The sequence below is a fragment of the Thermotoga profunda AZM34c06 genome (assembly GCF_000828675.1).
Lineage (GTDB): Bacteria > Thermotogota > Thermotogae > Thermotogales > DSM-5069 > Pseudothermotoga_B > Pseudothermotoga_B profunda.
Genome location: NZ_AP014510.1, coordinates 1,522,184 through 1,544,151 on the forward strand (window position 1 = coordinate 1,522,184; position 21,968 = coordinate 1,544,151).

The following is a 21,968-nucleotide window of genomic DNA, read 5'->3' on the forward strand; positions in this document are numbered from 1 at the left end:
TATGTGCATATACCATTTTGTAAGAGTAGATGTTCTTACTGTGATTTTGTTTCATACACAGATTTTTCTCATGTGGAGAGTTATTTTAATTGCTTAAATAAAGAAATTGAAATGTGGTCAAAATTGCTTGGAAAACAAAAAATTGATACAGTATACATTGGTGGTGGTACACCAAGTGATGTACCGATTGAATATATTTCAAAACTTTTGAAAAACGTAGAGAAAAGATTCCACTTGGTTGATCCTGAAATCACAGTTGAAATTAACCCAAACTTTTCTCGTTTTGCCGATTTAAAAAACTTAGGAATAAACAGATTGAGTATAGGGCTTCAAGCTGCAGATGATACTGTTCTAAAGGCGGTGAGTCGAAGACACTCAGTTTATGATTTTCGAAAGGCTTACGAGGGTGCGAGTGCTTATTTTGACAACGTGAATATCGATTTTATTATTGGACTGCCACAAGAATCACGCCAAACTATTACAAGAAACCTTGAATTGGTAGAACAATATCGACCAAAGCATGTTTCTGTTTATATTCTTGAAATACACACGGAAAATGCTATTGTCTCACAAATAGATCAAGATAACACGGCAATCCATCACGAAATCTTTGTAAACGAACTCGAAAGACTTGGTTATGAAAGATATGAGATATCTAATTTCTCTTTACCTGGATATAGATGTAAACACAATCTGAAATATTGGCATAATGATGATTATGTGGGTATCGGTGTTTCTGCCGGCGGTCATGTTAAGTCAAAAAGATATGTAAATGTCTCGAATCTACATAGATATATTGAAATGATTAATAGTGGAGAATTCGCCTTTGAATACTTTCATGAGAATAGTTCTTTTGAGGAACTGCGAGAAACATTGTTCATGTCTTTAAGACTTTGTGATGGTGTGGAAATTCGAAGATTAAAAAAACTCTCACCGAAAATGAATGTATATAGATTGATTGAGATGTTTCCAGGGCAGCTAATTTTTGATAGAAATAGATTGAAAATATCCAAGTCTGGGATGGACTTTTCATGTACTTTGTTGTCTGAGATAATTGACAAAGATACCCTTTTACGGGTGACTGGGGGTGAGTGAAATGGTCTTCGCGGAGAATCTGGAAAAATACAATCTTCACTACCCAGCAAATGTCGCAATCATTTGCTGCAAATATGAAGAAAGAACCAATCTCATGGCTGCGGCGTGGCATACACAGCTTTCGCATGACCCTCCACTCTATGGTGTATCAGTCTCTCCAAAGAGGTTCACCCACGATTTGATATTAGTCTCAAAGGAGTTCACAGTCAATTTTGTCAGATTCGATCAAAGTCGTTTTGCAGCCTTTGTCGGTAAGACATCTGGTAGGGATATTGACAAGATCAATGTATTTGAAATAGATTTGTCCGATGGTAAAAATGTAAAGGCACCCGTGCTGAAAAATGCCTACGCTGCTTATGAGTGTAAACTCGTTGATTTTCGCAAGACAGGAGATCACACCTTTTTTGTGGGAAAGATAGTTGGAGTCCATTATGATCCAAATGCATTTTCACCTTTTTTGAATACCACTCCGACACTTTATTTGGGATCAGATATGTATGTTACTTTCGATCCATCGACAAAGCGATTACATGATGAAAAACAGGTCAAGGAATATTTATCTAAATGGGTACAGGGTGATTGAATGAATAAATTCACTGCGATATTATCCCAGATAAATGAGTCACAAGATATACTTGTGATAGGTCATGTGATGCCCGATGGAGATGATATAAGTAGCGTTACATCGCTTACTCTGGGCTTAAGGCAATTGGGTAAAAATTGTTTTGGATCGATAGATTATACAATTCCAGAGTATTACAAAGTTTTCGCTGGTGTGAGTGAGTTGAGATCATATGAAGATCTGTGCGATTTAACACCCCAGTTGATCATAGTTGTGGATAGTTCTTCACCAGACAGAGTTGGTCGCTTTCAATCAATGCTTCCACATCACAAAACCGTTGTTATAGATCATCACGCGACTAACACACTTTTTGGTGATACAAACTGGGTTGATGCGTCGTACGCTGCTACTGCGCAGATGGTATATACTCTGAATAAGGCACTTGGTGTGGTGTATGATTCCGAGCTTGCAACGACAAATTTCGTTGGCATAGCAACTGATTCGGGCTTCTTTAGATTTTCAAACACAGACGAGCGAGTCTTTAAAGATGCAGCTGAACTCGTTCGATTTGGTGCCCAACCGTATTTTGTTGCTGCCACGATACTTGAAAATAAGCGACCCGAACAAATGAGGTTGTACTGTACTATGGTCAGTCATATGATACTCGAAGATTCCTTGGTTTACTCCTGGTTGAGTTATGAAGATTACCTTCAAAACGACTGCGTAGAAGACGATAGTACGGGATTTGTAGGTGAGATGAGATCACTGAAAGATATAGAAGTTGCGATCTTGGTGACAGAGTTTCCAAAGAATGAGATACACGTCAGTTTGAGGTCTAAAAATTGGTTAGATGTGAGCAAAATAGCATCTATTCTGGGTGGTGGTGGGCATGCAAGGGCGGCTGGATGTTCTTTCAAAGGAGCAGAATTGAAAAACGTATTGAACGAAGTTGTCGGCCTGACGAAAGACTTTCTGCAGGGGGGAATCAAGTGAAATTAGTCAGGTTTCTCAGAGAGACATACGTCGGCGACGAGCATCTAATCATTAATGAAAATGTGTACATGAGACTACGCGTAATAAAACCTGAAGTAATTGGCAACAAAAAACAAGAACTGACCAATTTATTGGCTTCATTCACGCGCGTAAGACATCCTGGGATTTTGGTACCCGAGGCTTATGATTTGAGAGATATGCCAAGGATCTATTTTCCATACTTAGAAGGTAAGCCAATCGATCTTCAGAACAAGGTAGAAAAGGAAAATTTCGTGCTCTTCTTGTTGAATTTGTTGCGTGAACTTGTGCATAGAGGAGTTACAATACCCGTTATCTCGATTGAAGATTTTCTCAAGGCTGAAAATTTCTTCATGCTTCCACCATGCTGGGTTAATCCAGATCATCTACCAAAGGGAAACTATACCTTCATAGCACCAGAGTTTGTTAAAAGGCAGAAAATCTCAGTTGCTTCCACTGTTTATGTGTTTGGAAAACTGATAGATGCTTTGAGTGAAACAAAGGAGATAAGGCAACTCATTTCTATCTTCATCAAAGAAGATCCAAGTGAGAGAAAGACTCACTTTCCGGCGGCGGTTTATCTTCTAAGTGAAACAATGTCTCCTGTTGGTCTAATGGGATTGCGCCTCACAACAATTCATAGAGATGAAGAAAACAAGATACTTGATTCCATAAAGAACAATGAAAGGCGCCTGAAAACTGTTTTTGTCTACGGTCCTCAGAGAATTGGAAAGACAACTCTTTTAAGTTCTGTATCTGATCAGCTCAGAAATGACGGTTATCCAGTGATCTGGACTACAGATTTGCAAAATTTCATTGTTGGTATACTTCAGTTTGTAGACGATAAGATACTTTCAAATTTAGATGAAAAGGATAAAGAATGGATCGAAAAAGCAGCATTACTTAACCATATAAATGCTTCAGAAGTTGTTCTCAGAGTTGCCAAGATCATGAACAATTTACCTCCTGTCGTAATAATCGTTGATGATGCACATGAAATGGATCTTTCACTCAAAGCAACTATTGAGCAATTGCAAAATTACAATTATTCCTTTGGTCATACCTTGATCTTGGCATCATCTCATAGAGATATTCCTCTTTCCTATGATTTACTTGTTGAACTCGAACCTTTTGATATATCCAAAACAATTGAAATGATATCATCTATGTTCATGATGAATAAAGACGAGATTGAAGAATTCAGTAAGTGGATTCACGTGATCAGTCGTGGTTTACCTGGTCGGGTAGTTGAATTAGTTAAAATCATGCTGAAAAACAACGCACTGCACGTAGAGAAAAATAAGGTCATTGTCAACCAAGAGATCTTAAGTAGAACAGATTTCAAAGAAATATTGCAACTATCATTAGAAAAGATGGTCAGATCTGATGTTCATTTAATAGCTGTATTGGGAGAAAGATTTGAAATAAAAGAACTCGAGTATCTCAGTTTGGTGAGTTCGCAGGATATCTCTAAAATCAATTCAAAATTGGCTGAGCTGATCGAGAATGGCCTGGTGTACTGGGAAGATGGAAAATACAGATTCATAGTTTCTGATGTCTGGAGGATGTTTTACGAGCAAATAGAAGCTCAAGAGAAGATCAAATTGCACAGTGAATTAGTAAATATGGTCAAAGAGCCTTCAAAGAAAGCTTGGCATTTGAGAATGCTTGGTAGAGAGAATGCTGCAGTTGTATTATATCTTTTAACCGCGAGAAGAGAACTCGCCAATTACCACGATGTCTCGACTGCCATATCTTTGTTAGAAGAAGCCGAAAAACTTTTAGAAGGTAGAGAAAGTTATGCTTTCAATAGCTTAAAGTTAAAAGCGCTGCAGATTAAGCAAGACTCCAATGCTTTAGAGAGATATGCACTTGCCTTGGGTAAGAAATACGATTTTCTCAGATACAGTGCTTTGGTGCATGCATCAAAAATAAGCCTTGCAAAACAAATAGAAGAAACAGATATTTTTGAATCCAAAGCAGCTTATGGTAGGCTCTCAAAGTTATGTTGTAAAATGAGAAGGATGCTGTTATCGGGGGAAAATCTACCTGAGAGATTACTTGGTGAAGTTGAGGTTTTGCTCGCAAGCCTTAGTGATATAAAACTGCATAGGAAGTTGAGATCACAGACTCTGTTGTTAATCACACAGAATATCCATAGATCGAGCATAAGCAACTTAGAGCTGTTGAATCAAGCTAAGCAAATTGCCCAAAGTGAAGGTTTCTTAGATCTTTTGGCGCTAATTCTCAATGAACTTGGTACGAGACTTGCTGCCAACTCGGAAGCATCGAGGTTATTTGAACATGTCATTGAGATTGCCCACAAAATAGGATCTGACGGATTAGCAATGACCGCATTGTCCAACATGATTTGGACAAATTTGTACAGGGGTAATGTACATAAAATGTTTCAAGATATTGCAAGATTGAGGCAGTTAACCAGCATAACTGGAAATATTCAACTTGAAGCTTACAGTCATTTTGTAGAAGCAAATTTTCATATGTACAATCGTGAATTGGATGAAGCTCTGGAGGATTATTCTCGTGAACTTTCAATAGAAAAATACCTTGGTATTGAGCAAAGAGCATTGAGAGGAATTGTCTGTGCTTATGCTTTATTTGGAGATGTCGATAGTGCAAGACGAGTGATATTAGAAAATATCGAAAACCCCGCTATTAACAACCAGGGTTTTGCGCGTTTCAGAGATTTATTTTTAGCTGAAGACGATGCGAAATTTCTGGAGGCATGGCAGAGATTTCTCATAAGAGATACTCCATACTGGGCTGAAGAAGCGTGCCAAATATTTGCAGAAAGGTTGATAAAAATCGATAGAGATGGTTTTCTCAAGTTTACGAAACAACTCGAAACGAGTGCAATAAAAAGTGGAGCCTTCTTGTCTCTTGCGCAAATCTACGAAGGTTTGGCGATCGCATATAAATCTATCGAAGCTATTCCATTGGCAATGAACTACGCAGAAAAGGCAGTTTCGATTTACAGAACCAGATTATTTACAAATGCCGCAGCTTGGCTTGAGAAAAAAATGAATATATCTTCGGAAATAAACTTACTCAGACTATTTGATGAGCTGCGTTTGAATTTTGGTGAAACATCCGAACAATCTCTGAAATTAGCTCAAGAACAATTAGAAAAGATCATGAAAAATTCTGTCTTTGTCCAACATGTCCTTGATATTCTCAAAGTCACTGATCCACAAGATGAGATCCATACAACCATGGAATTCCTTGTTTCAAAAATAATGAACCTTCTACCAGTATCATCCGTAGGATTGGTGCTACTCGATCCACGTGGTAAAGTTTTGGAGTATGCGGGTTTCAACATCAAACAAATACCAAAGGAAATAAAGGTTTCCTACACACCATTTGAATTATGTAACAAGATAGAGATATATGATGGGTTTACTGTTGTTATGTACGTTGCTAATCAATCGTTACACCTTGATGAATTATCAGGTTATGAGCTCACAAAGATGGTCCTGAATCTGCAGGAAGTGATTATTTATGCATTGAAGAACATAATAATTTATCACAGAAGTATCACCGATCCTTTGACAGGTTTGCACACACGTTGGTATTTCATAACGAGATTACATGAAGAATTCGAAAGGGTAAGAAGATACGGTGGACACTTTTCAGTGGTGATGTGTGATATCGACGATTTCAAGAAGATAAACGACACCTTTGGGCACAGAATCGGTGATGAAGTATTGAAATTCATTGCCTCAGTACTAAGAAGCAGTACGAGGGCAAGTGACATTGTTGGGAGATATGGCGGAGAAGAATTCATACTGATACTTCCAAATACAAACCAAGAAAATGCCGCTAAGGTCGCAGAAAAGATTCTATACCAGATCATAGAAACAAATCCATTTGATTTTCGGGTAACGATGAGTTTTGGTGTCTCTGGTTACCCAGAACATGTGGTATTTGAAGCAGAAGATCTAATAGCCTTGGCTGATAAGGCTACATATGCATCAAAGGAAAGGGGTAAAGCCTGTGTCACAATCTACCAGTGATCTTAGAGAAAGGATAGAACGAATCCTTGTTGACAATATGAAATTGACATTGAAGGAATTCCTCAAGGTTCTTGGGGTGAAGAATAAAAACCAAAGGAAGGAAGTCAAGGCTGTATTGAACGAACTTGTCAAAAATGGAACGCTCATTAGAGATGGAAGAGGTCGATATCGCAGGATCGGCGAAGATTTGATCGTCGGCACAATTGAATTCACACGCCGAGGTAACATGGCGTTTGTCATAGCACAAGACGGTAAAGAAATAGCTGTACCTCTCGATAACACGAATGGCGCTATCCATGGTGACAAGGTTTTGATTGAAATAATAGGTAAGTGGAGAAATTTACCGATGGGTAGGGTATTGAGAATTTTAGAACGCGGTAAGGATAAGATAATCGGAGTTCTCCAGCTTAAGAGGTCTTTTTCTTATGTGATACCAGATGATTCAAAGATTGTTTATGATTTTTTTGTACCATTGGAATATATGCATGGTGCTAAGCCTGGGCAGAAGGTCATAGCCAAGATCACAAAATGGCCATCACATGGTAGATATCCTGAAGCCGAAATCATAAATGTACTCGGTGACGTAGATGATCCCAAGGTTGATATCCCAAGTGTAATAGCCAAACATGGTTTGAGAGAAGAATTCCCGCCAGAGGTAATGGATGAAATAAGAAAACTACCCAACGAGGTTCTCGACGAAGAAAAAAAGGATAGAAAGGATTTTACAGACCAAATCGTCTTCACCATAGATGGTGAAGATGCAAAAGATTTCGATGACGCAGTTTCAATAAGAAAACTTTCTAAAAACAAATATCTTCTGTCGGTGCACATTGCTGATGTTTCTCATTACGTAAAGGAAGGTTCTGCAATCGACAAAGAGGCATTTTCAAGAGGTACAAGTGTTTATTTACTTGACAAAGTCATACCGATGTTACCCTTCAAATTGTCAAACAATTTGTGCAGCCTGGTTGAAGGAAAAGACAGACTCACATTCACAGTCCAAATGACATTAGACTGTGAAGGCAACACTCTGAGCTATGAAATATCACCGAGTGTAATAAGGAGTAAGAAGCGTTTGACATACACCATCGTAAACAGGTATTTTCTGGGCGATCCGGCAGCTCAAAAACAGTTGGGTAAGAAGATCTGTCATTCGCTTGATTTGATGCGCGAACTGTCGAAAATTCTCAGAGAGAGCAGAAGACGTAGGGGTGCAATTCTCGATGTCGAAGGTGGTGAAGTCGATGTAATAACGGACGAGAAAGGTTATGTTGTTGATATATTACCTCGCAAAAGGGGCGAAGCAGAGATCTTGATAGAAGAATTCATGATAAAAGCCAATGAAACTGTAGCAGAGGTCTTTCACAACGCTGGGTTACCTTTTGTTTATAGAATACACGAACAACCAGATCCAGAGGTTTTGATTCAGTTGCGAGAATATGTGGAAGCACTGGGGTTGAAGATAAAATTTCCCAAGACAGTTCATTCGAGTGTTCTTCAAAAAATACTGGAGGCCGTCAAAGATCATCCACTCAGATCAAGTGTCGAAAAGCTTTTAGTTCGCTCGATGAAACGCGCAATTTATTCTGCTTTCAATGTTGGGCATTTTGGTTTGGCATCTTTCGCATATACTCACTTCACATCACCAATCAGAAGATATCCCGATCTCGTAGTGCATCGACTCTTGAAATTGTATTTAGAACAAGGTGGTAAATTCACATCGAAGCAAATAGAGGTATATTCACAGTTACTTCCAAAGATCGCGGAACATTGTAGTAAAAAAGAGAGAACAGCCGATGAAGCCGAATGGGATTTAATAAGTATAAAAAAAGTTGAGTACATAAGCAGATATATGGGAAAGACATTCGATGTAGTTGTGACCAATGTAACGAGGTTTGGTTTATTTGTTGAAATTCCAGACAAATTAATCTCTGGTTTGATTCATATATCAACCCTGGATGATTACTACAACTACGATGAAAAAAAGAATATCTTGATTGGTGAGAGAACAGGGCGAATGTTCAAGATTGGTGATTTGTTAAAGGCAAAAGTTGTCAATGCCAATAAAATTTCAGGCGAGATAGATTTTGAACTTGTGGAGGAAGAAGAAAATGTGGGTAAGAGAATTTCAAGGTAAAAAAGGTTTTGTAATACTCGTTCATGGGTTGGGAGAACATTCAAAAAGGTATAATTGGCTCTTGGATCTACTTCGAAAAGAAAATTACGGTTTGATAATCTTTGATTTACCTGGTCACGGTGAGAGTCCAGGAAAAAGAGGTCATGCATCTTTCAATGAGATCTTTGATTTTCTCGACAGATTAGTTGATTCACACCCTAATTCCTTCTTGATGGGACATAGTTTAGGTGGCTTGATTGCAACAAGGTATGCTGAACTCGGAAAAACTTTACGTGGATTGATCGTCACCTCACCGGCACTGAAGCTTTCCAAAGACAACTTCCTTTTGAGATCTACCGCAGTGTTTTTTTCATTCATCATGCCAAAATTGAGTTTTGACAATGGGATAGATCCAAACAACCTTTCACCTAATAAAGAAGCTGTGAAAAAGTATGTAGAAGATCCACTCGTTCACAAAAAGATAAGTGCTAAACTCGCCCATGACATGTTTGTCAATTCGAAAATCACTTTGAAAGAAGCCAAAAAAATATCTGTCCCATGTTTTATAGCAGTCGGAGAAAAAGACAAAATCACACTTCCAGATGGTGCAAAGCAACTTTTCGATTCAATCAATTCATCAGACAAGACATTTAAAGTATATCAAAACGGATTTCATGAACTGTTTGAAGATGAAAAAAACGCACCTATTTTCATGAGCGACCTGATTGATTGGCTAAACAAGCATTGATCATTCTCCACCTGCTGCTTCTATACCTTCTTTCAAAACATAGACCTTGTTTGAAGATGGCAATAAAGCAAGAGGATTAACAGTACTATCGTTCACAAGCACTTCAAAATGAAGGTGAGGTCCTGTACTCACACCTGTACTACCTACTCTACCAAGCAGAGTGCCCCTTTCCACTTTCTGGCCAACATAAACAGTTATCTTTGAGAGATGGCCATACCTTATTGTGTTATTAGATGATTTTACCTCGACCATCAAACCATAACCGGATTTCTCCCCTGCAAAAGATACAACACCTGAGGTAGATGAGAAAATAGGTGTTCCTTCGGGTGCAGCTATATCCAATCCCGAATGGAATGACATCTGCTTATTCACCGGATGAACACGCCAACCATATGGAGAGGAGATTACACCGTAGATAGGCCATATATAACCTTTCTCAGTATTAAAAGCCTTTCCGATGCTTTTCTGAGGTATGAACAATCTTTGACCGGGTTTTATAAAATCAGAACTCAACTCATTGGCCAACATAATGTCACTGACTGTCGTGAAGAACATGCGCGCAATTGTGTAGAGACTGTCACCTTGTTTTACATTGTAGATGAAACCTTCTGGCTGAGGAATTGTGATCTGTTGACCTGGTTTCAACTTCAGTGGATTTGACAGATTATTCCAATCGAGAATTGTCGAGGCGGAAACTTTGAATTTTTTAGCGATGTCGTACAAGTTATCACCTGATTGAATCACATAAGTTACTGTCAGATACCCCCCAAAAATCACCACGGACACCAAAAGAGAAAACAGGATAAAAAGTTTTTTCACCCTCATCTCCCCTTTTTGTTCTAAATAATCTCCACAAGTTTTTCTGGTATTTTATGAGCAGGTAAAACAAAATCGGCATATCCTTCTTCTACAACTGCCTTTGGCATACCGTACACAACACATGTTGACTCATCTTCGGCTATAATTTTACCAGAATAATATTTTACTTTAAAAGCACCTTTTGCACCATCTCTACCCATTCCTGTGAGAATAACACCTATGGTGTTATTTTTGTAAATTTCTGCAACTTTCATAAGAGTAAAATCCACAGCGGGTCTGACGTTGTTTATCTTCTCAGATTGATCTAAGAAAATTTTCACCGTACCACCTTCGGTTTTAACCCCCATGTGATAGTCACCGGGCGCAACATAGACAACACCTTTTTTGACAACCTCGGAGTCTTCAGCTTCTTTGACTTGAAGGTTTGAAAGAGAATTAAGGCGCATTGCGAGCGATTTTGTAAACATGGGTGGCATGTGTTGAACTAAAAAAACAGGCGCTGGGAAATCTTTTGGCAGCGCCGGGATTATTTGGTCAAGGGATCTTGGACCACCCGTTGACGCTCCTATCACAACTGCTTTTTCAAAGGCGGAAACTCTTTTTGGATTCATCGTAACCTTAGAAAAAGATGGTTTTGAAAGTAGTTTAGTTGGGTCTATAGAAATAGAGGCTCTTATTTTCTGGGCAAGAACATCTGCAACTTCTCTGAAACTCAAAGAGGTGGAACCAGAAGGCTTTGTTAAAAAGTCAACAGCACCTATCGAAAGTGCTGTGATTGTGATATCTGCACCTTCTTCTGTCAAACTGCTCACCATGATGACGCGTGTAGGACATTTGGACATGATATTTTTCAAAGCCTCTATACCGTTCATTCTGGGCATTTCTACATCAAGGGTGACGACATCTGGCTTCTTTTGTCTTATAATCTCAAGTGCCTCCAGACCATCCTTCGCTATACCAACCACTTGCATATCTGGTTGACTATCGATGATGTCCTTAAGAACCATTCTCATAAAAGCTGAATCATCGACAATTACCACATTAATCTTTGTTCCTACCACGCTTCTTCAACCCTCCAACGATAACAACAAGTGGAAAGAAAACGACATATAACAACGCAAACAATCTGCCCAAATCCGATTTCCAATGAAACAGAGCTCTCCCAAGGACAATAAAACCAACAACTACTGCAAATAAAGAATACCACAAAACCACTCCGGCTGCAACATCCTTGACGAATTTGATGCGTGGATCGTGATTTTTGCTGTAAACATCCATTATACCTTCCACCATGGTATTAATTAACTCCATACCAATCACCGAAAAGACGGCAAATGCAAGCCAGAGCATTTCGCCATTGGAGATGTCAAGAAAATAAGAACTAACCAAAACCAGAGTTCCTATGAAAAAATGTATTTTCAAATTCTTCTCGCGCCTTATGGCTTCTAACAGACCAAGAACTGCATTTCCAAATGATTTAAAAATATTACTCGAAACCGATTGTTCTAACCTTCTGTTCACTCTTGAGTTTGAATTCTTTGTCAGTTGTCTGGTAGCCATAATTTATCGCCTCTATGTTCAATTTTGTATACTTTTCAGAAATTAATTCATGAACAGATTTTATCAAGGAATCGATTGTAACAATCTGTGTCGATTTTACTAAAGCTCCTAAACCTATCATGTTACTCACCATAGGTGTGCCGAATTTCTCAATTGCCAATTTTTCAAGTGGAATCATGAGGACCTTTCTTGTTCTATGAAAACTCTGTGGAAGCGTTTCGACAAACGTCGAGTCCATTAAAATTACACCATTAGGCCTCAACAGTTTTTGGTACGCCTTTAACGCATCAAGATGCATTATGTACATGACATCAAATTGAGAAGCTTCGGGAAAGTCTATCCAATCATCACAAATTATGATGTCGCAATGACTTATTCCTCCTCTGACTTGGGCACCATAAAGCTGAGTTTGAACAACATGCTTTCCATCAAAAACCGCTGCTTGCGCAAGTAATTTTCCGGCAAGTATATTCCCTTGACCACCAATTCCTGCCACTCTCACACTCAAAGGTTCACGGATGTTCAAGTACAACACCTCCTTTTACTTTTTACTTTGACTCACAGCAGCTTCATAGAGATCGTGAAAAGTTGGTCTGTTCTCTTCGTGAAATTCTCCGATGATTATCTTGTCTTTAAGATCTGATTCCGACATTCCTTTTGCTTTATCCAACATGATACTATTTCTTTTGAAATATTCGATCATCTCTGGAGCATCACCTATCCTGTTGTATCTTCCATAATAAGTATGGCAGTTCGTAACTGCTTCCACGACAGATGTACCTTTGTGGCTCAAAGCTTTGGTTATATAACGCACCAGGAGAGGATAATGATATACCGTCGCTCTTGCAACATAAGTAGCACCAGCAGCAACTGCCATTTTGACAACATCAAATGGTTTTTCGATATTACCATAGGGTGTCGTCGAAGCGATCTTTTCAAATGGTGTTGTAGGAGAGTTCTGTCCACCCGTCATACCATATATCATGTTGTTGAAAACAACGATCGTGATATCGATATTTCTGCGACAAGCATGAATGAAATGATTACCACCTATGGCAAGAATGTCACCGTCACCACCGAGTACGGCAACTTGAAAGTCTGGCTTGGCAAGTTTCACACCTGTTGCAAAAGCGATAGCCCTTCCATGAAGCGTATGCAGAGTATTGAAATCTATGTAACCAGTTGCCCTCGATGAACAACCTATACCTGATACTACAGCCATTCGTTCTTGTTTGAGACCAAGACTATCAACGGCTTGTAAGAAAGCCTTCAGCACAATGCCATTTCCACAACCTGGGCACCATATAGTTGGCCAGTGATCTTGGCGCAAATAAGACACCAGTTTTTCAACTTTCAAAATATTCACCTCCACTAGATTTGATCAACTCTACATTGATTTTACAAGTTTTAAAGAAATAATCGGTCAGTGGATCTGGATAACCTGCAAAATAAACAACCCTCACTATACCAGCGTTTATTATGAGTCTCGCACACACTGAGCATGGTTTTGTTGTAACGTATATGGTTGCTCCGTTTGTCGAGATTCCAAACTTAGCTGCCTGCATCAATGCATTTTGTTCCGCATGCAATCCATAACAGATCTCCTGATTTCTACCAGATGGTATCTTTAAATCATCTCTTATACATCCCACTGAATCACAATGTGGAAATCCAGATGGGGGTTGGTTGTATCCTGTGGCGAGAATTCTGTTCTCTCTGACTATGATTGCACCTACTTTACGGTGTGTGCATGTCGATCTCTCGCTCACAAGATGACATATTCTCATGAAATAATCATCCCATGAGATCCTGCTATCTATCTTCTTTCTCATTTCAATATTTTTGAGATACGTTACCAAATCGAACTCATCCATGGCACTAATAATATACAACACTTTTTTGAGAAAAAGAAAACGGTAAATGAATGACTCGGGATTCTCAAATGTCTACAATAGTGAACGTAATCTGTTTATGAATCAATACGCATCGGTAAACTCGCACAGATCATCTATTTAATCTCTGTTGTAAACAAATCTTAAAAATTTCTTAGTATTTTTTCCGGCAATACATGCATATAATGACAACGTAAGTGTACTTGATGTGAACAGTATACTGGACAAATGTACTGATGTTAGCTTAGGAAAAGGAATTGAGGTGTTTTTCATGGATATAGGAGAAAAGGTAAAAAGGTTGAGGATGTCTCGTGGGTTAACACAAGAGGAATTGGCGATGCGTACAGATCTTTCAAGGAGTTTCATATCACAACTTGAAAGCAATAAGACGTCTTTATCAGTAGATACATTGGAGAAAATATTACGTGCACTCGGTACTGATCTAAAGGCATTTTTTTCAGAAGAAGAGAGAAAAGTAGTTTTTAAAAAGGAAGACAGGATACCAGTTTATGATGAACCAGAAGGAGTTGCTTCACAGCTTTTAATGAGTGATGTTGAAACGAAAAAGATAGATCCGATCTTGGTAACTCTTAAACCAGGCGCACAAACAGAGGAAGAAGATTACCACGAAGGTGATGAATTTGGTTACGTCTTGCAAGGTAAAGTGGATCTATGGCTCGATGACGTTAGGTACAGATTGTCTCAGGGTGATTGTTTTTATTATCGAGCCGATAAGAAACATTTTTTGAAGAATCCAAGCAAAAAAAAAGATGCAATAGTCTTATGGATAGAAATTGATTAATGGGGAGGGATTGGCAATGAAAAAAAGTTTGGGAAGACATTTGATTGCGGAGTTTTATGACTGTGATCAAAAGGCACTTGACGACGTAGTACTCGTTGAGCAAAAGATGAAAGATGCTGCTATTGTTGCTGGAGCAACAATAGTTGGAAGCTCGTTCCATAGGTTCCTCCCCTACGGAGTGAGCGGTGTAGTTGTTATCTCTGAATCACACTTGACAATTCATACATGGCCCGAATATGGCTATGCCGCAATCGATTTATTTACCTGTGGAGAAGATACAAATCCGTGGAGAGCTTTTGATTATTTGAAAGAAGCATTCAATGCAAAGAGAACTCAGGTTTTTGAGCATACTCGAGGCGATTACAGAGCAATAGGTATACCAATATCAGCTCCACATAAGGCAATGAAAGGAGGATTATACAGTGTCTGAAAAAGTCGTTCCAGGAAAACACTTGTGGTTCTTTGATTATTTTTCCGGTGGAGATGTCGGTCTTGTAATGAGAATAAGCCGAATGATTCATTCTGAACAAACTCAGTATCAGAGAATAGATATCTTCGACAATCCCACATTGGGTAGAGTATTCGCATTAGATGGCATCACGATGACAACTGATGTGGACGAATTCATGTATCATGAAATGCTCGCGCACGTTGCAATGTTTTCACATCAAAATCCGAGATCTGTTTTGATCGTCGGTGGTGGCGATGGTGGAACTCTACGCGAAGTGCTGAGACACCCACAGGTTGAAAGAGTAGTTCTATGCGAGATAGATAAACGTGTGGTCGAACTCTCAAAACAGTATTTGAAAACCGGAGTCGCGCTTGAAAGCGAAAAAGTAGAATTAGTTTTTGAGAATGGTGCAGAATATATAAAGCGTATTCGAAACCAGTTTGATGTCATAATAATCGATTCGACAGATCCAACTGCCGGTGAGGGCGGACATCTCTTTACACAGGATTTTTACAAGTCGTGTTATGACGCCTTGAAAGACGATGGTGTGATGACAGCAGAAGCCGAAAATCCGTTGTATGATTTTGGATGGCTCAAGATCGCATATAAAAGAATTCGTGCCGCTTTCCCAGTTGTTCGAGTGTATCAAGGATTTATGCCAACATATCCCTCGGGGTATTGGTTGTATATCTTTGCTTCAAAAGGAAGAGATCCTTTGAAAGATATTAGAATCGAAGATGCACAGAGAATGTCTGTAGAACTCAAATATTATAACGAAGAAGTGCACAGAGCTGCCTTTGTGCTTCCAAATTTTATCAAGCGCGAACTCGTTTAAAGGAAGGGCTTAATGTTAAAAGGTACAACCGAATGGCATTTAACAACCAATTGTATAGAAATTCTCGAGGAAGAGCTGATCTCAAGGGACTTTTTCAACTATGCTGTTGAGTACAAAGCAGATGGAGCAAGAGTAATTCTCTATACAGAAGATGAGAATTTTGTTAAAGACATCTTGAAAGTGACCAACAGTGAGCTCCTTGAAAAAAAGAGTTCTCAAGTTGATGATTGGTTTAAGTACATGAAACTTGAACCATTTGAGATTGCCACAGGAATTTGGATAGATCCAAAGGGCAATTTCAGTGCCAAAGATGCAGTTGTTGTCAAAATGAGGCCATCTGCAGCCTTTGGTACAGGAGATCATCCTACGACGATCCTCGCGGCTAAGTTGTTGGTTCAATATCTAAAAAACGCTCGGAATGTTTTAGATGTTGGTTGTGGCACAGCAATACTTGCAATCATTGCAGCAAAACTTGGAGTCGAAAAAGTTGTAGCTGTCGATAATGATCCCGTTGCCGTTGATGTTGCCAAGGAATTTGTGCATGAAAATCAAGTAAAAGTAGATGTAATGCTCTCTGATTTGGTCAACAACGTCGATGGCAAATACGATCTTGTGGTCGCAAATATATTAACACCTGTAATAGTAAAATTGATAGATCAAATTGGCAAGGTGACCGACAAAGGTTCTATACTAATAGTATCTGGAATATCTGTTAAAGACGAATCGATCATTAGAAGCCATCTTCAAAGTAAAAATTTAGAAATTCTATCTGAGGGTGAAATGCAAAATTGGAAAGCATTTGCCGTGAAGATTTGCTGATCATAAAAAAACAGATAGGTCGTTATCCAAATGGTGTAAACCACATCGTGAGAAGATGCAGTTATGGTTATCCAGTGCTGATTGAAAGCAATCCTGTAGTCGACGGAAAACCATTTCCAACGTTGTATTGGCTGACCTGTCCATTTTTAATCAAAGCAGTTTCACGTTTAGAAGCACATGGGTGGATCCTTAGGCTTGAAAACATGATCGAACAGAATCCTGAATTCAAAGAAAGATATCTAAGAGCTCATCAAGAAGTTATGAAAAGAAGAGAAAGATTGATCAACGATGAAATTACAAGAGAAAGATTGAGCAAAGTCGGAAGTGGTGGAATTAAAGATCTGAGAAGAGTGAAGTGTTTACATTTGCATTTGGCTGATTATCTTGGAGGCGTTGATAACCCTGTGGGTGAAATGGTATTCAAAACAATCGGTGTCATTGAATGTGATAAAGTGATTTGTAGGTGAACTTTTAAAAGTTTTCTCATGTCAAAATAGGAGGAAAAAGATGCAAGATGAAGAACTCCTCAGAGGACTTAGACGTAGCGAAGATTGGGCATACAGATGGCTTTATAGGGAATATGCCGGTAAGATAGGAAGTGTCGCAAGAGCTTACCTTGGAGCAGATGACGTTGACGATGTAGTTCAGGAAGTCATGCTGAGGATATTCAAAGGCGTTAGGAAATTCAAAGGTGATTCCAAACTGTCTACCTGGATCTATAGAATAGCGATCAATGTTTGCAAAGATTATCTGTCAAAATATAAGAAGAGAAATGAAGTACTTACCGATTTTACAGAGGACGAAGAAAGCACTGTTCTTCATCCAGTATCGGAATCTGATACGATTTTACAAGCAACAGGAGAAATAGAGTATGAGAAAATTATGGATGCAATAGAGAAATTATCGGCAGATGATAGATTGTTGATCAAACTCAGAGATGTAGATGGGTTGAGTTATGAAGAGATCAGTCAAATAGTCGATAAACCAATTGGAAGTGTCAAGAGTAGTCTTCACTACGCAAGAAAAAGGCTTAAGAAGTTGCTTGAGGAGGCGAATGAATGACCGAGGAGAATTTTCAGAAATTCCTCGATGGTGAGTTGGCAAAGGAAGAATTGGATGAAAAGACAAAACAAGAGGTAAAGATGTACAACAACATTGTGCAGGTAATGAGGGCCCGCTATGATTACAAACCAAGCCTTGCTCTTGAAAAACGCGTGATGTCAAAAGCTCACAGGAAAAAGGAACTGTTCTCGGAAGTGGTAATAGCCGCATCTGTTGTAATTGCATTGCTTTTCATAACGTTCAATGTTCTACCAACTAAAATCCCAGTTACACCGAGAAGTCAACAAGCTTCTGTGAGTGAAGTTTTTGATTATCTCAGCTTAGTCAAGTTGGTTGGAGATGGTTTCTGAGCCACATTAGGAGCGATGGATGGAATGAGAAAAATTTTGATATTTATTTGTGTTGTTGTATATGCCGTAGCTATATTCTGCCAATCTTTTATTGATCTTTTCCTGACCAATTCTTATTTTGGAAGACGGGTTGTCACAGAGCGTGGCGTCAACAATAAAAGTAGGATTGAGTTGGTCTACAGATGGCCTGATGACAAAATCGTGCAGGTTCTATCACCACTGATCTTGATATGGGCAAAACATTCTGGTTCATTTATAATGGGAGAGCCAAATAATTTTCGTATATCTCCACTTGAGATCCTTGATTTGGAAGATCTCTTTATAAGACAATTGAAACAGGTTGGTATCTCAAAAACAGAGAAAATCAACGGTAAGTACAAAGTTGTTGTTGATTCACCATCTGGTCTTTTCACGGCAATAATCAATGATAAGGGATATCCTGAAAAAATCATCCGGGTTTTTCAAGGGATAACAACTGAATTAGTCTATGAAGAAGTACAACCACTTTCACAAAAGTTCGACGAAGTTGCCAGCAAGTACAATATTCGACCAAGTGAGACAACCATCAATTTTCCGAATGAAATCAAAGAGATTTTGCAAACTGTTTCTTGGTATACGGTCTCGCGCCTGAAAATCGGTGAAGAACAAGTCATCTTAATAATGGCAAATCATAAATCAGGCACTATTTTAAAAGTGGTATATTCTTCAAAGGAAGTCAACGTAAACACAGAGCAAAATGAGAAAATGCTTCAGTGCAATGGTCAAGGTTATTACATATATATAATCACTCAGGACGATAATGTTCTCAAAGAGATCAAGCAATTACTTGAAAAATAAACCATGAAAGCACTAATTCTGGACGGATATGTAGACGAGCCAGCTGCTTTTGGAGTACCGCCCTATATCAGCCACTACGTTCGCTACGCCGCAGGAGTTCTTGCAATGAAAGATTATGAAGTGACCTACTACACCATAGATCAAGTCCGTAGCGAGAAGTTATGGGATCAATTGTCCTATTTTGACCTCATTTTGATCATAGGCGGGATAACTGTCCCAGGGAAATACGTAGGTGGAGAACCTATGTCCTACAATGAATTAAAAAAGATATCGGAAATTTGCAGAAAGAAACGTCGCTTACTTGCTGGTCCTTTTTCCTCTTTTCAAGCACGTAAAGGTGGAACAAAAGCAACAAACTATCAAATCGATGTCGATTGTGTACTTGGTTCTGATATAACCACCGATCTGTACAATTACCTTTTTGACTCACAAAAGAACTTCAATGATTGGGAAATTCTCAGGTCAGCTTCTGTACTCGGCGCATGGATAATTAAACAACACCCAAGGTATCCGAACATCATATGCGAGATAGAGCTTTCACGTGGATGTGAAAGAAAAAGTCACTGCAGTTTTTGTGTGGAACCAATCTTTTATCCAAAACTCACTTCCAGACCTGTAAAGGATGTGGTAGATGAAATTACCGAGTTGTACAAAAATGGTTGTAGAGCCTTTAGATTTGGAAGATCTGCAAATGTTTTAGCATACTATTTCGACATAGACGGTAAGCCATGCCCTGAAGTTTATGAAGATCTGTATCAGACGATCTGGCAACGGTGTCCAAAAATAGATGTTCTCCACCATGATAATGCCAATCCTGCCTTTATAACAACTCATGAAAAAGAATGTATAAGGATTTTAGAAACAATGGTGAAATGGAACACACCAGGAGATGTCTTGTCTTTTGGTGTTGAAAGTTTTGATTTAAAAGTTGTTAAGATGAATAACATTATGAATTCTCCACAACAGGTTCTTAGAGCAATCGAGATAGTTAACCAGATCGGTCGAATGAGAGTTGACGGTGTACCCAAGCTACTTCCAGGTGTCAATCTATTATATGGTTTAATCGGTGAGACAGAACAAACTTATAAAGAGAACTTCAAATGGCTGAAGCTGATATTGGATAGAGATTTATTGCTGAGAAGAATCAACATCAGGCAGGTGATTATAGAGCCAGGTACACCTCTTTACAGATTTTCACAGATGAAAAAACTGAAATTGAACAGAGAAATCTTCAGGTCTTATAAGGAAAAAATAAGAAGAGAGATCGACCTACCGATGATCCAAAAGGTTTTTCCAGTTGGATGTATCCTACGAAATGTATACCCTGAATATAAGGAAGGAAAGATCACATTCGCAAGACAGCTTGGAAGTTACCCTGTCCTGACTGGTGTAGCTGGAGAGTTGGCAGATGTGTCTGATGTTGTGGTGTTAGATCATGGTCCAAGATCGATTACCGCGGTGAAATATCCAATGAATCTCAATGTTGCTTCGTTCGAGGAACTTATCCATGTACCAACAATTGGAGAAAGACGCGCAAAGAAAATCATACTCGCAAGACCTTTTAGGTCTTTTGAAGAAGTTGCACAGGTTTTGGATAACGATCAAGAATGCTTACAAGTGCTCAGAAAAATCGGTGCTGTGGTATCATGATTTTCAAGGAGGGTTGAGTTCTGAAATACGAGCGTATTAAGGGAACGAATGATATTTTTGGAGAGGAAATCATTTATTGGAATTTCGTTGAACGTAAAGCTGCACAGACTTCCAAATTGTTCGGATATCGTGAAATAAGAACGCCGATCTTTGAATCAACTGAACTTTTCACGCGCAGTGTTGGTGAAGAAACAGATATCGTTCAGAAAGAGATGTACACATTCAACGATAAGGGTGGTAGAAGCTTAACACTCAGACCAGAAGGAACAGCTCCAACAATAAGGGCATTCATAGAAAATTCGATGATCAACGATGGTTTGCCACAAAGGTTTTATTACATCGGACCCATGTTCAGATATGAAAGACCTCAGGCTGGTAGACTTAGACAATTTCATCAGTTTGGTATAGAATTAATAGGATCTGCTGAACCACTTGCGGACGTTGAAGTTATACAGCTTGCAAAATCATTTTTAGATTCTCTTGGATTGAATTCCTACAAGATATATGTGAATTCCATAGGTTGTCCAAAATGTAGAGTGCAATACAAAAATGCGTTGAAAGAATATTATTCTGAGCATTATGGAGAAATATGTGAGGACTGTAAGAAACGTTTTCAGTCTAACATCATGAGATTATTGGACTGCAAAAAAGACGTTGAAATAGCTCAAAAGGCACCTAAGACGGTTGAATATTTGTGTGATGAATGCAAACAACATTATGAAAAATTCAAACACATTCTCAAGAGCTTGAATATCGCATTCGAAGAAGATGGAAATTTGGTAAGGGGTTTGGATTATTATACGCGTACGGTTTTTGAGATAAAACACAGCTTGCTTGGTGCACAAAGCGCAATCCTCGCCGGTGGAAGGTATGATGGTTTATGCAAAGAATTAGGCGGTACCGATCTTCCTGCACTTGGTTTCGCCGCAGGCATTGAAAGGCTCGTGTTGGCTATAAGATCTGAGCAGTTGCAGATACCTCACGATTCATACTGTGATGTTTATGTAATTCCACTGAATGAACAAGCCGTCATCAAAGCTTTTGAAATCTCAGACTCTTTGAGAAAACGTGAAATAAATGTTATCACCGATGTCAATTTGAGGCCAATTAAAGTACAACTCAAACATGCAAACAGATTAAATGCCATCACTGCCATCATAATAGGCGATGAGGAACTTTTGAAAAACACAGTACAGATTAAAGACCTGTTGGATCAAACCCAATCGGAAGTAGAGTTTGAATATGCCGTGGATTATGTGTCAGATATCCTGAGAAATAAAAAGCTCAAAAATTAGAGTGAATAAAAGAGGGCGTATACAATCGAT

General features: G+C 38.8%; 22 protein-coding genes. 16 read left to right on the plus strand and 6 right to left on the minus strand.

The features are described 5' to 3' along the window. Positions 1-3: 3 nt before the first annotated feature. From hemW to TSP02S_RS07370, 6 genes are read left to right on the plus strand one after another with little or no spacing between them, the layout of a single operon-like run. Positions 4-1,095, plus strand: coding sequence for a radical SAM family heme chaperone HemW (hemW, locus tag TSP02S_RS07345; protein ID WP_232503803.1), 1,092 nt, complete (start codon positions 4-6; stop codon positions 1,093-1,095). Position 1,096: 1 nt separating this feature from the next. Continuing rightward, complete coding sequence (locus tag TSP02S_RS07350; RefSeq protein WP_041083082.1) at positions 1,097-1,678, plus strand: flavin reductase family protein; 582 nt, start codon at positions 1,097-1,099, stop codon at positions 1,676-1,678. Then, entirely contained in the window at positions 1,679-2,650 is a 972-nt protein-coding gene (locus tag TSP02S_RS07355) for a DHH family phosphoesterase (RefSeq protein WP_041083084.1), read from the plus strand. Continuing rightward, positions 2,647-6,702 carry a diguanylate cyclase gene (locus TSP02S_RS07360; protein WP_041083085.1) on the plus strand — a complete coding sequence of 1,352 codons (4,056 nt, stop codon included), beginning with the start codon at positions 2,647-2,649 and terminating at the stop codon, positions 6,700-6,702. Before TSP02S_RS07355 ends, TSP02S_RS07360 begins: the two co-directional genes overlap by 4 nt. Beyond that, positions 6,683-8,839, plus strand: a complete 2,157-nt coding sequence (rnr, locus tag TSP02S_RS07365) for a ribonuclease R (protein ID WP_041083087.1) — start codon at positions 6,683-6,685, stop codon at positions 8,837-8,839. Before TSP02S_RS07360 ends, rnr begins: the two co-directional genes overlap by 20 nt. Next, positions 8,814-9,566, plus strand: a complete 753-nt coding sequence (locus tag TSP02S_RS07370; RefSeq protein ID WP_041083089.1) for an alpha/beta hydrolase — start codon at positions 8,814-8,816, stop codon at positions 9,564-9,566. The genes rnr and TSP02S_RS07370 overlap by 26 nt, the downstream gene beginning before the upstream one ends. On the opposite strand, the gene TSP02S_RS07375 is transcribed toward TSP02S_RS07370, so the two are convergent. Genes TSP02S_RS07375 through TSP02S_RS07400 form a run of 6 tightly spaced genes read right to left on the minus strand, consistent with a single transcriptional unit; the run spans position 9,567 to position 13,819 of the window. Beyond that, positions 9,567-10,391: a LysM peptidoglycan-binding domain-containing protein gene (locus TSP02S_RS07375; RefSeq protein ID WP_041083091.1), complete on the minus strand. Its 825-nt coding sequence runs from the start codon at positions 10,389-10,391 to the stop codon at positions 9,567-9,569. A 14-nt stretch (positions 10,392-10,405) separates the two neighbouring features. Continuing rightward, positions 10,406-11,398 carry a protein-glutamate methylesterase/protein-glutamine glutaminase gene (locus tag TSP02S_RS07380; RefSeq protein ID WP_052465492.1) on the minus strand — a complete coding sequence of 331 codons (993 nt, stop codon included), beginning with the start codon at positions 11,396-11,398 and terminating at the stop codon, positions 10,406-10,408. A gap of 28 nt (positions 11,399-11,426) precedes the next feature. Next, positions 11,427-11,945, minus strand: a complete 519-nt coding sequence (locus TSP02S_RS07385; RefSeq protein WP_070104619.1) for a diacylglycerol kinase family protein — start codon at positions 11,943-11,945, stop codon at positions 11,427-11,429. After that, positions 11,872-12,471 (minus strand): 2-oxoacid:acceptor oxidoreductase family protein, encoded by a 600-nt coding sequence (locus TSP02S_RS07390; RefSeq protein WP_052465379.1) that lies wholly within the window; start codon positions 12,469-12,471, stop codon positions 11,872-11,874. The genes TSP02S_RS07385 and TSP02S_RS07390 overlap by 74 nt, the downstream gene beginning before the upstream one ends. Before the next feature lie 15 nt (positions 12,472-12,486). Beyond that, entirely contained in the window at positions 12,487-13,302 is an 816-nt protein-coding gene (locus TSP02S_RS07395) for a 2-oxoacid:ferredoxin oxidoreductase subunit beta (protein ID WP_041083095.1), read from the minus strand. Continuing rightward, entirely contained in the window at positions 13,292-13,819 is a 528-nt protein-coding gene (locus TSP02S_RS07400) for a deoxycytidylate deaminase (protein WP_041083096.1), read from the minus strand. Before TSP02S_RS07400 ends, TSP02S_RS07395 begins: the two co-directional genes overlap by 11 nt. Positions 13,820-14,108: 289 nt before the next feature. Between TSP02S_RS07400 and TSP02S_RS07405 the strand changes: the two genes are divergently transcribed. The 10 genes from TSP02S_RS07405 to hisS all read left to right on the plus strand — a co-directional run bounded on the left by TSP02S_RS07405 (position 14,109) and on the right by hisS (position 21,938). Continuing rightward, complete coding sequence (locus TSP02S_RS07405; RefSeq protein WP_041083098.1) at positions 14,109-14,639, plus strand: helix-turn-helix domain-containing protein; 531 nt, start codon at positions 14,109-14,111, stop codon at positions 14,637-14,639. 16 nt (positions 14,640-14,655) lie between these two features. Then, entirely contained in the window at positions 14,656-15,069 is a 414-nt protein-coding gene (gene speD, locus TSP02S_RS07410) for an adenosylmethionine decarboxylase (RefSeq protein ID WP_041083100.1), read from the plus strand. Further along, positions 15,062-15,925 carry a polyamine aminopropyltransferase gene (gene speE / locus TSP02S_RS07415; RefSeq protein ID WP_041083102.1) on the plus strand — a complete coding sequence of 288 codons (864 nt, stop codon included), beginning with the start codon at positions 15,062-15,064 and terminating at the stop codon, positions 15,923-15,925. The genes speD and speE overlap by 8 nt, the downstream gene beginning before the upstream one ends. A 12-nt stretch (positions 15,926-15,937) precedes the next feature. Continuing rightward, positions 15,938-16,744 carry a 50S ribosomal protein L11 methyltransferase gene (locus TSP02S_RS07420; protein ID WP_052465380.1) on the plus strand — a complete coding sequence of 269 codons (807 nt, stop codon included), beginning with the start codon at positions 15,938-15,940 and terminating at the stop codon, positions 16,742-16,744. Beyond that, on the plus strand, positions 16,738-17,211 hold the full coding sequence (locus tag TSP02S_RS07425; protein ID WP_232503683.1) for a DUF501 domain-containing protein: 474 nt from the start codon (positions 16,738-16,740) through the stop codon (positions 17,209-17,211). Before TSP02S_RS07420 ends, TSP02S_RS07425 begins: the two co-directional genes overlap by 7 nt. Positions 17,212-17,251: 40 nt before the next feature. Beyond that, complete coding sequence (locus tag TSP02S_RS07430; RefSeq protein WP_041083104.1) at positions 17,252-17,806, plus strand: RNA polymerase sigma factor; 555 nt, start codon at positions 17,252-17,254, stop codon at positions 17,804-17,806. Next, entirely contained in the window at positions 17,803-18,156 is a 354-nt protein-coding gene (locus TSP02S_RS07435; protein WP_041083105.1) for a hypothetical protein, read from the plus strand. The genes TSP02S_RS07430 and TSP02S_RS07435 overlap by 4 nt, the downstream gene beginning before the upstream one ends. A 24-nt stretch (positions 18,157-18,180) precedes the next feature. After that, a complete protein-coding gene (locus TSP02S_RS07440; protein ID WP_041084248.1) occupies positions 18,181-18,993 on the plus strand; it encodes a hypothetical protein in 813 nt (270 codons plus the stop codon). 105 nt (positions 18,994-19,098) lie between these two features. Further along, on the plus strand, positions 19,099-20,643 hold the full coding sequence (locus TSP02S_RS07445) for a radical SAM protein (protein WP_232503684.1): 1,545 nt from the start codon (positions 19,099-19,101) through the stop codon (positions 20,641-20,643). Between the two features lie 20 nt (positions 20,644-20,663). After that, entirely contained in the window at positions 20,664-21,938 is a 1,275-nt protein-coding gene (gene hisS / locus TSP02S_RS07450) for a histidine--tRNA ligase (protein WP_041083108.1), read from the plus strand. Positions 21,939-21,968: the final 30 nt, after the last annotated feature.